Origin of the sequence: Citrobacter sp. RHBSTW-01013 (assembly GCF_013781985.1) — a bacterium.
GTDB lineage: Bacteria > Pseudomonadota > Gammaproteobacteria > Enterobacterales > Enterobacteriaceae > Citrobacter > Citrobacter braakii.
The window spans coordinates 2,300,519-2,316,513 of the sequence record NZ_CP056185.1 but is presented as its reverse complement, the minus strand read 5'-3'; the positions used below and the strand labels follow the sequence as shown (position 1 = coordinate 2,316,513).

Here is a 15,995-nt window from a genome sequence, read left to right as displayed (position 1 = left end):
AAAATAATGAATTTCAACAAAAGTTGTCTTTACACAGCCCTGTCGTTTGCTTTCGCGCACAGTGCTTTTGCTGGGCAGGAAAGCGAAACCATGACCGTCTGGTCTAGTCCGGTCTCCGCGGCAACCACCACGGTTCTCGGCCAGGAAACGATACAACAGTTGGATAAACAGAACGTGGCGCAGGCGCTGAGCGTCGTCCCTGGCGTCGTGCTGCAAAAGTCAGGCAACCGCAACGAGCAACAGGTAAAAGTGCGCGGGTTTGACAGCCGTCAGGTTCCCGTCTTTTTTGACGGCGTGCCGGTGTACATCCCCTATGACGGCAACCTCGATTTAGGCCGTTTTCTGACATCCGATATCGCTTCGGTTGAAGTCTCCAAAGGCTACTCGTCTCTGTTACAGGGGCCAAACCAGATGGGCGGTGCCATCAATATCACTACAAAAAAACCGACCAAACCGCTTGAAGGCAGCATTGGTTATCGCCAAGGCTGGAGTCGCAGCAAAGACAACGCCCACGATATGCACGCTTCATTTAGCGCCAGTAACGATCTCGGCTATATCCAGCTCAGCGGCAGTCAGCTGAAGCAGGATTTTCTTGGATTACCGCATGGCGTGGACAACCCGGTTGCAGGCAGTCACGGCAAGATGATCAACTCTTCCGCTGATGACAAGCGTGGCATCGTGAAGCTGGGCTTTACCCCTCGTGGAGATGATGAATATGTGCTGACCTATATAAATCAGGACGGTGAAAAAGATAATCCACCGTACGCCGGAACCAGCAGCCAGAAATCACGCTATTGGCAATGGCCACAATACGATAAAGAGAGCTATTACTATCAGGGAACCACGCATTTGGGCGACCGTTTTACCCTGAAAAGCCGTCTGTATCGCGACACCTTTGAAAATACGTTGATGATGTACAACTCGCTGGCCGACCTGAAAAATAAGAAAGGCAGCTACAGCCATTATTCGGACTATAGCGATGGGGCTGGCCTGCAGCTCGCTGCGGATATGCGAGAAAACGATCTGCTCTCTTTCGCCGTGAACTGGAAGGACGATGTTCACCGCGAGAAAGGCGCACCGAATGCGGCTTACGACCGCTACGAAGACCGCACCTGGTCCGTGGCCAGTGAATACCAGTGGGCTGCGGCGGATAATGTCGATGTGGTGGCGGGAATAAGCTATGACTGGCGAGACAGTCTGGAAGGTATGAAGCACGAGAAAAACGGCAGCGTCACGCACTACGATGACAACAATCAGTCGGCCTTTAACTGGCAGGTGATGACCAAATACCACTTTGAAAATTCAGACACATTAGCGCTGTCTTACTCTGACAGAACGCGTTTCCCAACGTTAAAAGAACGCTACACGACCTCGAAACCGGCCTATAACCAGGTGGCTCTGGTCAATCCACAGCTTAAACCGGAGCGCGCCCGCAGCGTGGACCTGACATGGAATGGTTCACTTAGCCCGAACTGGGGGTTCGAAGCCAGCGTGTATTACAACCGCATCAGCGACGCGATTCTTTCGCACAATATTGATGCCGACACCATCCAGAACCAAAACAGTGGTCGGGTGGATTACACCGGCCTGGATGCAGGCGTTAAAGGTAAAGTTTTTGATATGCTGGACGTCGGGCTGAGCTACGGCCTTATTCATGCGGACGCCAAACGCAGCGATATCGGTAAGATTACCGATCTGCCGACGCAAACCCTGACCGCCTGGATGACGCTGAAACCGTGGGAGCCACTCAGCATTACGCTGTCCGAAGAGGCCCGTTCGTCGAGCTATAGCAATACCGACGGCTCGCAGAAAGCCGCTGGTTTCGCCATTACCCATTTGCGCGCTGATTACGCCATTGGCCACGGGTTTAGCGTTAACGCTTCGGTCAATAACCTGTTCGATACGCAGTACGTTTACAGTGAAGGATTTATTGAAGAGGGGCGTAATTACTGGGCGGGCATTGAGTATCAGTTCTGACTTAACAATACAGAAAAACGGCCCCGTCAGGGGCCGTTCTATTAATCTCGTCGTACAAGCCGAAAGACACCCAGCACAACAATCGCGCCGACCACGGCCACCAGGAAGCTGTGGAGATTAAACCCGCTGATATCGCCGCCGATACCGAACATCGTAGCCAGCCATCCACCGACCACAGCACCGATAATACCGAGAATGCAGGTCAGGATAAATCCACCGCCATCGCGCCCCGGCATAATCAGTTTGGCGATAACCCCCGCAATCAGACCAAAAATAATCCAGGTAATAATTCCCATTTCCAGGCCCTCTTTCCAGTGAACGCACGCGCAAGACATTCTTGCGCCAGCACGTTAAGTATAGGCAAGCCATCGCTACGTGCTTTTTCCCTCAGACTTAATTCATTGGGTTTGGTAAAAAATTTCATCCATTTGTATTAAGTTCCGTTGATTGATGCCGATAATCCAACGATAAACCAGGCATCCAGGAGTCATTAGGTGTGAGTAACTACAATGAGCAGTTCCTGAAGCAAAATCCGTTAGCGGTGTTAGGCGTACTCCGGGACTTAAATTCGCAGCAGGTTCCGCTGCGTATCTCCTGGTCAGGTGGCCAGTTCATCAGCAAAATACTGGCGGTCAGCCCGGACGAACTGATCATGGATTTTGGTAGTCAGGAATATGAAAACCAGGCCGTGCAGCGAGCCAGTCAGATAACGATTATCGCCGAAACGCAGGGAGCCAAAGTGGAGTTCACCCTGCCACAGCTGAAAAAAGGCGAATACCAGCGGCTACCTGCATTTATCTCATCATTGCCGCCATCTCTGTGGTTCGTCCAGCGTCGGGAATATTTTCGTATCGGTGCTCCACTGCATCCCCCCTATCGCTGCACGGTAAAAATGCCGGATAACAGCACGCTGTGTTTTCGCTTATTCGATTTGTCTCTTGGCGGCATGGGCGGGCTGTTAGAAACGGCTAAACCAGAGGGACTGGTAGAAGGCATGCGCTTTTCACAGGTTGAACTGAACATGGAGCAATGGGGAGTGTATCAGGTGGACGCCCAGCTAATTTCCATTAGCGAACGCAAAGTTATCGACGGGAAAAACGAAACAATTACCACTCCCCGCCTGAGCTTTCGTTTTCTCAACGTCGGCCCGGCGGTGGAGCGTAACCTACAGCGGATTATTTTTTCCCTCGAGCGCGAGGCCCGGGAAAAGTCGAATAAGGTGCGCGATTAGCATCACCTGAATTACATCACATCCAGCGCTTGTTGAAGCTTCCAGATATAGCGCGGAGCCTGCGGCGCCGGATGATTATCCGCAACATGTTCAATAAATTCATCCGGGCTGAGATCGTTTATCTTATTAATGGCTTTTTTCCTGTCGGAGGAGAACGTTCGCAGCAGCGCGCCCGCACCGTTGGCGTACGATACCACCAGCGCATATTGCATCACCTGCGGATCTTCGATCCCGGCCAGCGGCCCGGTCTCAAGAATGCTCAGGTATGCGGCCCCCATCGAGATATTGCGCTCAGGATTTTTCAGCTCGCTGGTTGACGGCTCGCCACTCCACCCCATGCGACGATAAACATCACGCCCTGACGTAGAGGCTTTTAACTGCATCAGGCCAATCGCATTAGACTTACTGACCGCATTCGGGTTTCCACCTGATTCAATAGCGATGATAGCGGTAATCAATTGTGGACTGACACCCCAGGCCGCACCGGCTTTTTCGCTGATCGGCATCCATTGCATTGCGCGTTTAACCGGAACTTCAGCATTCCACGGCGGATTTTTGTAATCCTGTTTTGAACTACAGCCCGCAAGTAATACAACCAAAAAAGCAAACCATCTCAATTTCACGTCATCTATCCTTATAGCCGGAACCTGTCGCTGAGGTGACAACGACATACCTACGCGGCATGATATACATTTGGTTTTAGTTGTAGCAAGGAAATGCCATGTCCCGGTTTCACTTAATTGCCCCGTCGGGCTACTGTATCAACCAGCAGGCTGCCTTACGCGGGCTGGCGCGTCTTACTGAGGCCGGTCATCAGGTCGACAATTCAGCGGTCATTGCGCGCCGCTGCCAGCGTTTTGCGGGTACAGAAGCAGAACGGCTTGCTGATGTGAACGCGCTCGTAAATCTGAACACGCCCGATACCATTGTGATGGCAGTACGCGGCGGCTATGGCGCGAGCCGTTTACTGGCAGATATTGACTGGCAGGCGCTGGCGAACCGTCAGCAACACAACCCGCTGCTGCTGTGCGGACACAGCGATTTTACCGCGATCCAGTGTGGTCTGCTGGCGCAGGGGAATGTGATTAGCTTCAGCGGCCCGATGCTGGCGGCTAACTTTGGCGCCGAGGAGATGAACGCATTTACCGAGCACCATTTCTGGCAGGCTGTTCGCAATGCCCAATTTACCCTCGAGTGGCAAGGTAACGGTCCGGCATGTGCGACCGAAGGTACGCTATGGGGCGGAAATCTGGCGATGCTCATTTCTCTGATGGGCACGCCGTGGATGCCCGCTATCGAAAACGGCATTTTGGTGCTGGAAGATATTAACGAGCATCCTTTTCGCATTGAACGCATGCTGCTGCAACTGTATCACGCAGGAATACTGGCCCGACAAAACGCCATTATCCTCGGCAGTTTTAGCGGCAGCGCACCTAATGATTACGACGCGGGTTACAGTCTTGACTCAGTTTGTGATTTTCTACGCGCCAGGTTATCGGTTCCGGTGATCGACGGCCTCGATTTTGGTCATGAACAACGCACCGTCACCTTGCCGTTGGGGGCAAGAGCGGTACTGAAAAATGATAAAAACGGCGCTCAGCTCACCTTAAGTGGGCATCCGGTACTTAAATCGTAAAAAAAGCGGTTAACAGGGCTAAGTAAAACGCTGTTTCTGTCGTTATTATGTTAGGGTTTATAAATACGAAACAGCGTAATTCAGGAGTAACCGAACGTTGGATGCCGCAGCAATAATTAGCCTTTTTATTTTGGGTTCAGTACTCGTCACCTGCAGTATCTTACTCAGTTCATTCTCATCACGTCTTGGTATCCCTATTCTGGTGATATTTCTCGCTATCGGTATGTTAGCGGGAGTCGACGGCGTGGGCGGTATTCCTTTCGATAACTACCCTTTCGCCTATATGGTGAGTAACCTGGCGCTGGCGGTTATCCTGCTCGACGGCGGGATGCGCACCCAGGCCAGCTCATTTCGTGTCGCGTTAGGCCCGGCGCTGTCGCTGGCGACCGTCGGGGTGCTGATTACCTCCGGACTCACCGGCATGATGGCCGCGTGGCTGTTTCATCTGGATCTTATCGAAGGACTCCTGATTGGCGCGATTGTCGGTTCAACCGATGCCGCGGCGGTTTTTTCCCTGCTCGGCGGCAAGGGGCTTAACGAACGTGTTGGCTCTACGCTGGAAATTGAATCCGGGAGTAATGACCCGATGGCGGTGTTTTTAACCATCACGCTTATCGCCATGATTCAAAATCACGAGACCGGTTTAAGCTGGATGTTTGCGGTGCATATTATCCAGCAGTTCGGCTTAGGGATCATACTGGGTCTCGGTGGGGGCTACCTGCTTCAGCAAATGATTAACCGCATTTCACTGCCTGCCGGGCTTTATCCGCTACTGGCCTTAAGCGGTGGGATCCTGATTTTTGCCCTGACCACTGCACTGGAAGGCAGCGGTATTCTGGCGGTCTATCTGTGTGGTTTCCTGCTGGGTAATCGCCCCATCCGCAACCGATTTGGCATTCTGCAAAACTTCGACGGTCTGGCCTGGCTGGCGCAAATCGCCATGTTCCTGGTGCTGGGGCTGCTGGTTACGCCGTCCGACCTGCTGCCTATCGCGATCCCTGCGCTGATTTTGTCTGCATGGATGATATTCATTGCCCGTCCGCTGTCGGTCTTCGCCGGACTGCTGCCGTTTCGTGGCTTCAATCTGCGCGAGCGCATTTTCATCAGTTGGGTGGGCCTGCGCGGTGCAGTCCCCATCATCCTCGCCGTGTTCCCAATGATGGCGGGTCTGGAGAATGCGCGCCTGTTCTTTAACGTCGCGTTCTTCGTGGTTCTGATCTCGCTGCTGTTTCAGGGAACGTCGCTTTCCTGGGCCGCCAAAAAAGCCAAAGTGGTGGTTCCTCCCGTCGGCTGGCCCGTTTCGCGCATTGGTCTGGATATTCATCCGGAAAACCCCTGGGAGCAGTTTGTTTATCAGCTCAGCGCGGATAAGTGGTGTGTAGGAGCCGCACTGCGCGACCTGCATATGCCGGAAGAGACGCGAATTGCCGCCCTGTTTCGTGACAACGTGCTGTTTCACCCATCCGGCAGTACGCGGCTGCGCGAAGGCGACGTTTTGTGCGTCATTGGCCGCGAGCGCGATCTCCCTGCTCTCGGCAAGCTGTTTAGCCAGTCGCCGCCGGTGTCGTTAGACCAGCGCTTCTTCGGTGATTTTATTCTCGAGGCCAGCGCAAAATATGCCGATGTGGCACTGATATATGGCCTGGAAGATGGCACAGAGTATCGTGATAAACAGCAAACGCTGGGTGAAATTGTCCAGCATCTGCTTGGCGCCGCGCCGGTCGTCGGTGACCAGGTTGAATTTGCTGGCATGATCTGGACGGTTGCTGAGAAAGAAGATAATGCGGTGCTGAAGGTCGGTGTTCGCGTTGCTGAAGATGAGGATGAGGCGCGTTGATGCTTTTTGCCGGGCGGCGGCAGCGCTTTGCCCGGTTTGCGCTCTGCGTCGCATAAACGGTGTAGCCGGATGAAACGCATCAGCGTCGACATCCGGCTTCAGATACGCTACACCGTCACAACCGGCACGCGCAGCGCCAGAGAACACATCAACTCGTAGCCCACCGTACCCGCGGCGCTGGCCACATCGTCAATTTTAATCTCTTTGCCCCACAGCTCTACCGGCGTCCCGATCCCCGCCTGCGGACACGGTGTCAGATCTACCGCCAGCATATCCATTGAGACCGTCCCCACCGTTGTCGTGCGTACGCCGTCCACCAGCACCGGCGTTCCGCTTGGCGCATGGCGCGGGTAACCGTCTGCATACCCGGTTGCCACAATGCCAATGCGCTGCTCGCCGCTAGCGGTATAGCGTCCCCCGTAGCCCACCCGGTCTCCTGCTTTCAGCGTCTGTATGCCGATTATCTCGCTGCTCAGGGTCATGACCGGTTTCAGGCCGGTATTGGCGATGTCCCGCCACTGTCCCGAAGGTGACGCGCCATACAAAATAATGCCCGGGCGCACCCAGTCATAATGTGCTTCAGGGTGCCACAGCGTGGCGGCCGAATTGGACAGCGACCGTCTGCACTCCAGCCCTTCTGTCGCCTGTGCAATCCGCGCCATAGCTTCCTGAATACCTTCCGGGTGCTCCGCATCTGCAAAGTGGGACATCAGCGTCATTTCACCGACGTTGGGCATTGCCCGCAGCTGTTGCCAGACCGTTGATACTCTTTCCGGTAAAAAACCCAGTCGGTTCATGCCGCTGTTCACCTTCAGGTAAACATCCAGCGGCGCGTTGAGGCGCGCATTCTGCAGCGCTTTTAATTGCCAGTTACTGTGTACACAAGTGGTCAGACGATATTTGTCATACACCACCAGGTCTTCGGCGTGGAAAAATCCCTCCAGCATGAGTATCGGGCCTTTCCACCCGCGCTCACGCAGGGTTATCGCTTCTTCAAGATTGAGCATGGCAAAACCGTCGGTTGTGCCCAGCGCATTCCAGACACGTTCAATGCCGTGTCCGTATGCATTGGCTTTTACCACCGACCAGACGCGGGCGTCCGGCGCGGCCTGGCGGGTAATGGTCAGGTTTTGTTTCAACGCCTGCAGGTCAATGCTGGCCAGTATCGGGCGAGTCATCTCACGTCCTTATCAGTTATGTGCGCCATGTAAATGCCGTGGACGAGATGGGGTAAACCCCGGGCTGTAACGCGCCACGCTCAGATCGTCGTAAGGAATGGCTGGTGTGCGGCCAGACAGAATGTCGCTCAGCAACTGACCCGAACCGCAGGCCATGGTCCAGCCCAGCGTGCCGTGGCCGGTATTAAGCAGTAGATTCTTAAAGCGCGTTCGCCCGATCACTGGCGTACCGTCCGGCGTCATCGGACGCAGCCCGGTCCAGAAGGTTGCCTGCTCCACATGCCCACCGCGTGGGAAGAGATCGCGAACGACCATCTCCAGCGTTTCACGACGGGGTTGCAGCAATTCCGTATTGAAGCCGACAATCTCCGCCATGCCGCCAACGCGAATACGATTATCAAAGCGGGTAATGGCGATTTTGTAGGTTTCATCAAGGATCGTTGAAACCGGCGCGCCGTCATCTTGCGCCACCGGAATGGTCAATGAATAGCCTTTGAGCGGATAGACCGGAATATCAACGATCCCCTTCAGCATCGCCGTAGAGTACGAGCCGAATGCCATCACATAGGCATCGGCTTTGACTATCTCCTCGCCACACTGAACGCCATAAATCTGCTCACCATCGCTCAACAGCTTATCGACCGGAGTATTAAAGCGAAATTTCACACCCGCCTGCTCCGCCATCAGCGCCAGACGCTGGGTAAACAGCTGGCAGTCACCGGTTTCGTCATTCGGTAAACGCAGACCGCCGGTCAGCTTGTGTGCCACTTCCGCCAGCGCCGGTTCAACTTCCGCCAGGCGGCTTGCTTCCAGGAGCTGATACGGCACGCCGGCGTCTTCGAGGACGGCGATGTCGCGGGTCGCGTTCTCATACTGTTGAGCGGTACGGAACAGCTGTAACGTTCCGCCCTGGCGTCCTTCGTATTCGATACCGGTAGAGGCGCGTAGCGCTTTCAGGCAATCACGGCTGTATTCCGCCAGTCGCACCATCCGGCCCTTGTTTTCCATGTAATGGCTGGTGTCGCAGTTGCGTAGCATCTGCCACATCCATTTCAACTGGAACTGCGTCCCGTCGAGGCGAACGGCCAGCGGCGCATGGCGCTGAAACATCCATTTAATTGCTTTAAGCGGGACGCCTGGCGCCGCCCAGGGTGCTGCATAACCTGGAGAGATTTGCCCCGCGTTCGCCGCACTGGTTTCCAGTGCCGGACCGGGTTCACGATCAATGACGGTGACTTCGTGTCCAGCCTGACTTAAGTACCAGGCGCTGGTCACGCCGACGACACCACTTCCCAGTATGACAACTCGCATAGCCACTCCGTTAACAGTAAAAGAACAATCATCTAATTACATCTTGATAACTCAGTTGAAAATATTATTCAACATATGGCTTTTTTATGGTGACTTATCTCACATATGGCGGTGATGGCGGGGAACTCCCTGCTTTGGTATCTCCTGCTGTGCGTTATTTTTATCCAGCATAAAATTTTGCGGCCATACCGTTTTTCGACGCCTCGCTAACAAGAAATCGCAAAGAAAAAATTTCAGCCGCAGCACGTTTTTTAACACCATGATCTATGCTTGAAATGAGGTACTCCAGACAGAGAGTGCCGCCAACAATGAGGGTGCGCGAATGGCTACGATTGATTCCATGAACAAGGACAGCACACGGTTAAGCGATGGACCCGACTGGACGTTTGATCTGCTGGATGTCTATCTGGCGGAAATAGACCGCGTGGCGAAACTCTACAGACTGGATACCTACCCGCACCAAATCGAGGTGATCACCTCCGAACAAATGATGGACGCTTACTCCAGCGTCGGGATGCCAATCAACTATCCTCACTGGTCGTTTGGTAAAAAATTTATTGAAACCGAGCGTTTGTATAAACATGGTCAGCAGGGGCTGGCCTATGAGATTGTTATCAACTCCAATCCGTGTATCGCGTATCTGATGGAGGAGAACACCATCACCATGCAGGCGTTGGTGATGGCGCATGCCTGCTACGGACATAACTCCTTCTTTAAAAACAACTATTTGTTCCGTAGCTGGACGGATGCCAGCTCCATCGTTGATTACCTGATCTTCGCGCGAAACTATATTACCCAGTGTGAAGAGCGTTACGGCGTGGATGAAGTCGAAAAGCTCCTCGACTCCTGTCACGCGCTGATGAACTACGGCGTGGATCGTTACAAACGCCCGCAAAAAATCTCCCTACAGGAAGAGAAAGCCCGACAGAAAAGCCGTGAAGAGTATCTGCAAAGCCAGGTCAATATGTTGTGGCGTACGCTGCCGAAGAAAGAGGAAGAGAAAACCGTTGCGGAAGCCCGACGTTATCCTTCTGAACCGCAGGAGAACCTTCTGTACTTCATGGAGAAGAACGCCCCGCTGCTGGAATCCTGGCAACGCGAAGTGCTGCGCATTGTGCGCAAGGTCAGCCAGTATTTTTATCCGCAGAAACAGACCCAGGTGATGAACGAAGGGTGGGCCACTTTCTGGCATTACACCATCCTTAATCACCTTTATGACGAAGGTAAAGTCACCGAACGGTTTATGCTGGAGTTTTTACATAGCCATACCAACGTGGTATTCCAGCCGCCGTACAACAGCCCGTGGTATAGCGGGATAAATCCCTATGCTCTGGGTTTTGCCATGTTCCAGGATATTAAACGAATTTGTCAGTCGCCTACCGAAGAGGACAAATACTGGTTCCCGGATATAGCGGGTTCTGATTGGCTGGAAACCCTGCATTTCGCGATGCGCGATTTCAAAGATGAGAGCTTTATCAGCCAGTTTCTGTCACCGAAGGTTATGCGTGATTTCCGCCTGTTCACCGTGCTGGATGACGATCGTCATAATTATCTGGAGATTTCCGCGATTCACAACGAGGAAGGATATCGTGAGATCCGCAACAGGCTGTCGTCGCAATATAACCTGAGCAACCTTGAGCCGAATATTCAAATCTGGAATGTCGATCTGCGCGGCGACCGCTCGCTCACCTTGCGCTATATTCCGCATAATCGCGCTCCGCTGGATAAAGGACGCAAAGAGGTGCTCAAGCATGTGCACCGGCTCTGGGGTTTTGACGTAATGCTGGAGCAGCAGAATGAAGACGGCAGTGTGGAACTGCTGGAGCGTTGCCCGCCGAGGATGAACGGTCTGTAAATCTTATTGCCGGATGGCGACGCGAAAACGTCTTATCCGGCCTACAACGCATTTCGTAGGCCGGATAAGGTGCGATTAGCGCCCCTGAATAGCTAAATCGCCCGGCAGGTTTTTCTGCATACGATGCCAAATCTCGCCGCTGTCGTGACCATAGCGACGCACCGTTTCATATACCTGCTCATGAGCACCCTGATCACAAAGTTCTGACAGCTTACGGTAAAAGCTCAGCGCCAGCGCGCGGGCTTCCGGATTGGCGAAATAATGGCGGCCAATGCGGGTATATAATCCCTTCATTCCATTGAGGATCAAACCGTAAATCGGATTGCCAGAGGCAAATGCCAGACCGCGGAAAATGTTATAGTCCAGATCGGCGAACGCATCAGCATGGTCGGCCACCTGATTTGCCGTTGCCAGAACCTCCTGCGCTTTATCAGGATGCTGGCGAAACGCGGTACGAACAAAGATCGTCGAGATGTTGGTACGCACGGACAGCAGATTATCAATAAGCTGCGGCACGCTCTCGTGATCGAGACGCGCCAGCGTTTCAAGGATATTTAGCCCGGAGGTTTCCCAGAAGTTATTCACCTTCGTCGGCTTGCCGTGTTGAATGGTCAACCAGCCGTCCCGCGCCAGACGCTGTAATACCTCGCGTAACGTGGTACGTGTCACTCCAATCAGTTCAGAGAGTTCACGTTCAGCAGGCAAAATAGTGCCAGGTGGGAAGCGGTTATTCCAGATACTTTCAATGATGTACTCTTCCGCGAACCCAGCCGGGCTTTGCGCCTTAATGACCATAGTGATAATTCCATTACACAGCAAAACATAGTTACAGTTATCATACCAGACGGGCTACATGGCTGATAGCTGACGCAATGAAGAAAAAGTGGATCAAGGCTTCATTTTCCAGATTACGCTGAAGCACAGCCAGCCTTGTCCGTCGCGTGAATAGCTTGCCTGTACTCCCTCCTCCCGCTAAGCTTTGCGGTCAAACATAAAAACATGATTTCATTTTTAAAGGTAGGGAAATCACCATGGAGCTATCATGGGGCCGCGCTATGTGGCGCAATTTTTTAGGTCAATCACCTGACTGGTACAAACTTGCACTACTCGTTTTCTTAGTCGTTAACCCGGTTATATTTTTCATCAATCCCTTTATTGCGGGCTGGTTGTTGGTGGCCGAGTTCATTTTTACGCTGGCGATGGCGTTAAAATGTTACCCGCTGCTACCAGGCGGGCTGCTAGCCATCGAGGCGGTCATCATCGGCATGACCAGTGCCACACATGTGCGTGAAGAGGTTGCCGCTAACCTTGAGGTGCTGTTGCTGCTGATGTTTATGGTGGCTGGCATCTACTTTATGAAGCAGTTGCTGCTGTTTATTTTCACCCGCCTACTGCTTACGATTCGCTCCAAGATGCTGCTGTCGCTGGCATTTTGCGTTGCCGCCGCCTTCCTTTCTGCATTCCTGGATGCGCTGACCGTCGTTGCCGTGGTAATCAGCGTAGCGGTTGGTTTTTATGGTATCTACCATCGTTTCGCCTCTTCCCGCACGGAAGACAACAATATGCTCGATGACAGCCATATCGATCAGCACAATAAGGTCGTACTGGAGCAGTTCCGTGGTTTTCTACGCAGCCTGATGATGCATGCGGGTGTCGGTACGGCGTTAGGCGGCGTAATGACTATGGTCGGCGAACCGCAAAACCTGATTATCGCCAAAGCGGCTGGCTGGCATTTTGGTGACTTTTTCCTGCGCATGTCGCCGGTCACCGTCCCGGTGCTGATTTGCGGCCTGTTAACCTGCATGCTGGTTGAGAAATTGCGCTGGTTTGGCTATGGCGAAACGCTGCCGGAGACCGTCCGCGATGTCCTGCAACAGTTTGACGATCAAAGCCGTCAGCAGCGTACTCGTCAGGAAAAAATCAAACTGATTGTCCAGGCGATTATCGGTATCTGGCTGGTGGTTGCCCTGGCCCTGCATCTGGCGGAAGTCGGATTAATCGGTCTGTCCGTCATTATCCTGGCCACGTCGTTGACCGGCGTTACTGACGAACACGCGATTGGTAAAGCGTTTACCGAGTCGCTGCCTTTCACCGCCCTGCTGACCGTGTTCTTCTCTATCGTTGCGGTGATTATCGATCAACAGCTCTTTTCACCGATTATTCAGTTTGTTTTGCAGTCCTCTGAACATGCTCAACTGACGCTGTTCTATCTCTTTAACGGCCTGCTGTCTTCTATCTCTGATAACGTGTTTGTCGGCACCATTTACATTAACGAAGCCAAAGCCGCGTTGGAACATGGGACCATCAGCCTTAACCAATTTGAGCTGTTAGCGGTGGCGATCAATACCGGGACTAACCTGCCTTCCGTTGCTACACCAAACGGCCAGGCGGCATTCCTGTTCCTGCTGACCTCCGCGCTGGCACCATTGATTCGACTCTCTTATGGCCGCATGGTGTGGATGGCTCTGCCTTATACTCTCGTCCTGACGCTGGTTGGTCTGCTTTGCGTCGAGTTCACGCTTGTACCGGTGACTGAGTGGATGACCCAGGCGGGCTGGTTAGCTACACTTTCATAACAATTTACCGGGCAAATCACTGCCCGGTTTGACTTTTTGCATGATAATTATCCGATTACTCAAATTTTCAATTCCTGCTAGTGGCGCATAAATTGAATTGGTTTAAACTGCGCTCTCTACGCATGTTGCAGGGAAATTATTATGTTGCGATTTTTAAACCAGTGCTCCCGAGGTCGTGGTGCATGGTTATTGTTGGCGTTAACCGCCTTTGCGCTGGAGCTTGTCGCGCTGTGGTTCCAGCACGTCATGCTGCTAAAACCTTGCGTGTTGTGTATTTACGAACGTAGCGCATTATTTGGCGTGATGGGCGCGGGGCTGGTGGGGGCTATCGCACCAAAAACGCCGCTGCGCTATGTGGCGATGATTATCTGGATTTACAGTGCCTGGCGCGGACTGCAGTTAGCGTATGAGCACACCATGATTCAGTTGCACCCATCACCGTTTATGACCTGTGATTTTGCCGCACGCTTCCCGAGCTGGCTGCCGCTGGACAAATGGCTGCCGCAGGTGTTTTTAGCATCCGGTGACTGTGCTGAACGCCAGTGGTCTTTTTTAACCCTGGAAATGCCACAGTGGCTGTTGGGGATCTTCGCCGCTTACCTGGTGGTCGCCGTGCTGGTAGTCATAGCACAGCCGTTTAAACCGAAAAAACGTGACCTCTTCGGTCGCTAACAGAGACGCTCCTTCGGGAGCGTTTTTTTTGCCTTAAATTCATTGCCTGCTGGCATCTATAAGATGTATATTAAATGCATCTTATAGATGCCACACCAAGGAGATGTCTGATGTCCCATTTACGCATCCCGGCAAACTGGAAAGTAAAACGCTCTACTCCCTTCTTTACCAAAGACAACGTCCCGGCAGCACTTCTTTCTCACCATAACACCGCAGCAGGCGTGTTTGGACAGCTCTGCGTGATGGAAGGTACGGTAACGTATTATGGCTTTGCCAATGAAGACGCAAAAGAACCTGAAGTGAAAGTGGTGATTAATGCCGGTCAGTTCGCGACCAGCCCACCGCAGTACTGGCACCGCGTTGAATTAAGCGACGATGCGCAATTCAACATTAACTTCTGGGTGGAAGATGACAACCACTCCGATGAGATGTATCAGGCGAAAAAGTCTTAACCCTTAACGCCTGCTAATCGATGGGCGGGTCAGTCCGCCCATGAAGGTTTGTTCAGGATATGATCCTGCCAGTCACGCACTTCCGATTCTTTCACCGCAATATGACGAACCGAGATACGTTCACCGTGCATCGCCGCTTTTGATCCTGTCAGCAACGGGTGCCACTCCGGTAGCCCTTTTCCTTCTGCGAGCAGACGATAGGCGCAGGTCATCGGCAACCATTCAAAAGTCGGCAGATTATCACGCGTCAGTTTGATGCAGTCAGGCTCGTACTCGAATCGACGTTCGTAATTACGACACTGGCAGGTTTTAATGTTGAGCTGACGACAGGCGACGTTGGTAAAGTAGATTTCGTCAGTATCTTCATCCATCAGCTTATGCAGGCAGCATTGACCGCACCCGTCACATAATGACTCCCACTCGGCATCGGTCATTTCATCAAGGGTTTTACTTTGCCAGAAAGGTATGTCGCTCATCAGGGTTTCCGCTATTGCAATAAAGCTGCACCTTATAACCAGTCTGGCACGCTGATGCAAGTTTTGCCGCCCGAAAAGGCGGCAAGCAGAGATTACAGCACGCGGGTTGTTAGCGTTTGACCGTGAAAACTGATGGCCAGTTCGTCGCCGCTGCTTAAAGGTCCCACGCCTGCTGGCGTTCCCGTTAGCACCACATCGCCCGCTTTGAGGGTAAAGAAACGACTCATATAAGCAATCAAGGGAACGATGTGATGGATCATGTCCGCCGTGGAGCCGTGCTGGCGAGTTTCACCGTTGACCGTTAATCCAAGCATCGTATCCTGCGGATCGCCGTTAAACTCCGCCACCGGAATAAATCCAGACAGCGGGCAAGAGTTATCAAAACCCTTCGCTTTTTCCCATGGCTGCCCCGCCTTCTTCATTTTGCCCTGAATATCGCGCAGGGTCAGATCCAGCGCGACACCATAACCGGCGATGGCTTTGCGCACATGATCTTCTGTCGCTTGCCGCAGGGTCGCGCCAATCAGCACAGCCAGCTCAACTTCATGGTGGACAGACCCCATATCAGATGGGATCACCAGCGGCTGGCGCAAATCGCACAGCGCGGTTTCCGGTTTAATAAACAGAACCGGTTCTTCCGGGGTGGTTCCGCCCATCTCTTTAATATGGTTGGCATAGTTACTCCCTACGCAAACCACCTTACTCACCGGATAATCCAGCAGAGCACCATGCCAGTTGTGATGTTGATACATTACTTTCCCCTAACGTAGTCATAGATTTCAGGTACTGCATCG

15 protein-coding genes are annotated in these 15,995 nt (G+C 52.9%); 8 read left to right on the top strand and 7 right to left on the bottom strand.

The annotated features are described in order from the left end of the window. Positions 1-6 precede the first annotated feature (6 nt). Positions 7-1,977, top strand: coding sequence for a TonB-dependent receptor (locus HV350_RS11235; RefSeq protein ID WP_181630490.1), 1,971 nt, complete (start codon positions 7-9; stop codon positions 1,975-1,977). 41 nt (positions 1,978-2,018) lie between these two features. On the opposite strand, the gene HV350_RS11230 is transcribed toward HV350_RS11235, so the two are convergent. Next, on the bottom strand, positions 2,019-2,273 hold the full coding sequence (locus tag HV350_RS11230; protein WP_016153363.1) for a GlsB/YeaQ/YmgE family stress response membrane protein: 255 nt from the start codon (positions 2,271-2,273) through the stop codon (positions 2,019-2,021). Positions 2,274-2,473: 200 nt separating this feature from the next. Between HV350_RS11230 and ycgR the strand changes: the two genes are divergently transcribed. Then, positions 2,474-3,208: a flagellar brake protein YcgR gene (ycgR, locus tag HV350_RS11225; protein WP_095715404.1), complete on the top strand. Its 735-nt coding sequence runs from the start codon at positions 2,474-2,476 to the stop codon at positions 3,206-3,208. Positions 3,209-3,219: 11 nt separating this feature from the next. Here the strand turns inward: ycgR and emtA are convergent, their stop codons facing one another. After that, positions 3,220-3,831, bottom strand: a complete 612-nt coding sequence (gene emtA, locus HV350_RS11220; protein WP_016153365.1) for a membrane-bound lytic murein transglycosylase EmtA — start codon at positions 3,829-3,831, stop codon at positions 3,220-3,222. Between the two features lie 98 nt (positions 3,832-3,929). Between emtA and ldcA the strand changes: the two genes are divergently transcribed. Continuing rightward, entirely contained in the window at positions 3,930-4,844 is a 915-nt protein-coding gene (gene ldcA, locus HV350_RS11215) for a muramoyltetrapeptide carboxypeptidase (protein WP_019076960.1), read from the top strand. A gap of 97 nt (positions 4,845-4,941) precedes the next feature. Then, positions 4,942-6,681, top strand: a complete 1,740-nt coding sequence (locus HV350_RS11210) for a potassium/proton antiporter (protein ID WP_016153367.1) — start codon at positions 4,942-4,944, stop codon at positions 6,679-6,681. Between the two features lie 107 nt (positions 6,682-6,788). Here the strand turns inward: HV350_RS11210 and dadX are convergent, their stop codons facing one another. Continuing rightward, positions 6,789-7,859, bottom strand: coding sequence for a catabolic alanine racemase DadX (gene dadX, locus HV350_RS11205; RefSeq protein WP_103928301.1), 1,071 nt, complete (start codon positions 7,857-7,859; stop codon positions 6,789-6,791). A 12-nt stretch (positions 7,860-7,871) separates the two neighbouring features. After that, positions 7,872-9,170, bottom strand: coding sequence for a D-amino acid dehydrogenase (locus HV350_RS11200; protein ID WP_016156783.1), 1,299 nt, complete (start codon positions 9,168-9,170; stop codon positions 7,872-7,874). Positions 9,171-9,492: 322 nt separating this feature from the next. Between HV350_RS11200 and HV350_RS11195 the strand changes: the two genes are divergently transcribed. Then, positions 9,493-11,025, top strand: a complete 1,533-nt coding sequence (locus HV350_RS11195; protein ID WP_003833557.1) for a SpoVR family protein — start codon at positions 9,493-9,495, stop codon at positions 11,023-11,025. Between the two features lie 75 nt (positions 11,026-11,100). On the opposite strand, the gene fadR is transcribed toward HV350_RS11195, so the two are convergent. Beyond that, the gene (gene fadR / locus HV350_RS11190) at positions 11,101-11,820 is read right to left on the bottom strand and encodes a fatty acid metabolism transcriptional regulator FadR (RefSeq protein WP_016153370.1); all 720 of its coding nucleotides are present in this window, start codon (positions 11,818-11,820) and stop codon (positions 11,101-11,103) included. 236 nt (positions 11,821-12,056) lie between these two features. Here fadR and nhaB point away from each other — a divergent pair, with 236 nt between their 5' ends. From nhaB to HV350_RS11175, 3 genes are all read left to right on the top strand, one after another. Beyond that, entirely contained in the window at positions 12,057-13,601 is a 1,545-nt protein-coding gene (gene nhaB / locus HV350_RS11185) for a Na(+)/H(+) antiporter NhaB (RefSeq protein WP_029139569.1), read from the top strand. 141 nt (positions 13,602-13,742) lie between these two features. Then, positions 13,743-14,273, top strand: coding sequence for a disulfide bond formation protein DsbB (gene dsbB / locus HV350_RS11180; RefSeq protein WP_003844060.1), 531 nt, complete (start codon positions 13,743-13,745; stop codon positions 14,271-14,273). Between the two features lie 110 nt (positions 14,274-14,383). Beyond that, positions 14,384-14,725 carry a DUF1971 domain-containing protein gene (locus tag HV350_RS11175; RefSeq protein WP_016153372.1) on the top strand — a complete coding sequence of 114 codons (342 nt, stop codon included), beginning with the start codon at positions 14,384-14,386 and terminating at the stop codon, positions 14,723-14,725. Positions 14,726-14,754: 29 nt separating this feature from the next. Here the strand turns inward: HV350_RS11175 and HV350_RS11170 are convergent, their stop codons facing one another. Both HV350_RS11170 and HV350_RS11165 read right to left on the bottom strand, forming a co-directional pair. Next, complete coding sequence (locus HV350_RS11170; RefSeq protein ID WP_016153373.1) at positions 14,755-15,201, bottom strand: YcgN family cysteine cluster protein; 447 nt, start codon at positions 15,199-15,201, stop codon at positions 14,755-14,757. 92 nt (positions 15,202-15,293) lie between these two features. After that, a complete protein-coding gene (locus HV350_RS11165; protein ID WP_016156786.1) occupies positions 15,294-15,953 on the bottom strand; it encodes a fumarylacetoacetate hydrolase family protein in 660 nt (219 codons plus the stop codon). Positions 15,954-15,995: the final 42 nt, after the last annotated feature.

Coding starts and splice junctions, on each gene's coding strand:
- HV350_RS11235 (WP_181630490.1), top strand. CDS start 7: ATGAATTTCAACAAAAGTTGTCTTTACACAGCCCTGTCGTTTGCTTTC.
- HV350_RS11230 (WP_016153363.1), bottom strand. CDS start 2,273: ATGGGAATTATTACCTGGATTATTTTTGGTCTGATTGCGGGGGTTATC.
- ldcA (WP_019076960.1), top strand. CDS start 3,930: ATGTCCCGGTTTCACTTAATTGCCCCGTCGGGCTACTGTATCAACCAG.
- dadX (WP_103928301.1), bottom strand. CDS start 7,859: ATGACTCGCCCGATACTGGCCAGCATTGACCTGCAGGCGTTGAAACAA.
- HV350_RS11200 (WP_016156783.1), bottom strand. CDS start 9,170: ATGCGAGTTGTCATACTGGGAAGTGGTGTCGTCGGCGTGACCAGCGCC.
- HV350_RS11195 (WP_003833557.1), top strand. CDS start 9,493: ATGGCTACGATTGATTCCATGAACAAGGACAGCACACGGTTAAGCGAT.
- fadR (WP_016153370.1), bottom strand. CDS start 11,820: ATGGTCATTAAGGCGCAAAGCCCGGCTGGGTTCGCGGAAGAGTACATC.
- nhaB (WP_029139569.1), top strand. CDS start 12,057: ATGGAGCTATCATGGGGCCGCGCTATGTGGCGCAATTTTTTAGGTCAA.
- dsbB (WP_003844060.1), top strand. CDS start 13,743: ATGTTGCGATTTTTAAACCAGTGCTCCCGAGGTCGTGGTGCATGGTTA.
- HV350_RS11175 (WP_016153372.1), top strand. CDS start 14,384: ATGTCCCATTTACGCATCCCGGCAAACTGGAAAGTAAAACGCTCTACT.
- HV350_RS11170 (WP_016153373.1), bottom strand. CDS start 15,201: ATGAGCGACATACCTTTCTGGCAAAGTAAAACCCTTGATGAAATGACC.
- HV350_RS11165 (WP_016156786.1), bottom strand. CDS start 15,953: ATGTATCAACATCACAACTGGCATGGTGCTCTGCTGGATTATCCGGTG.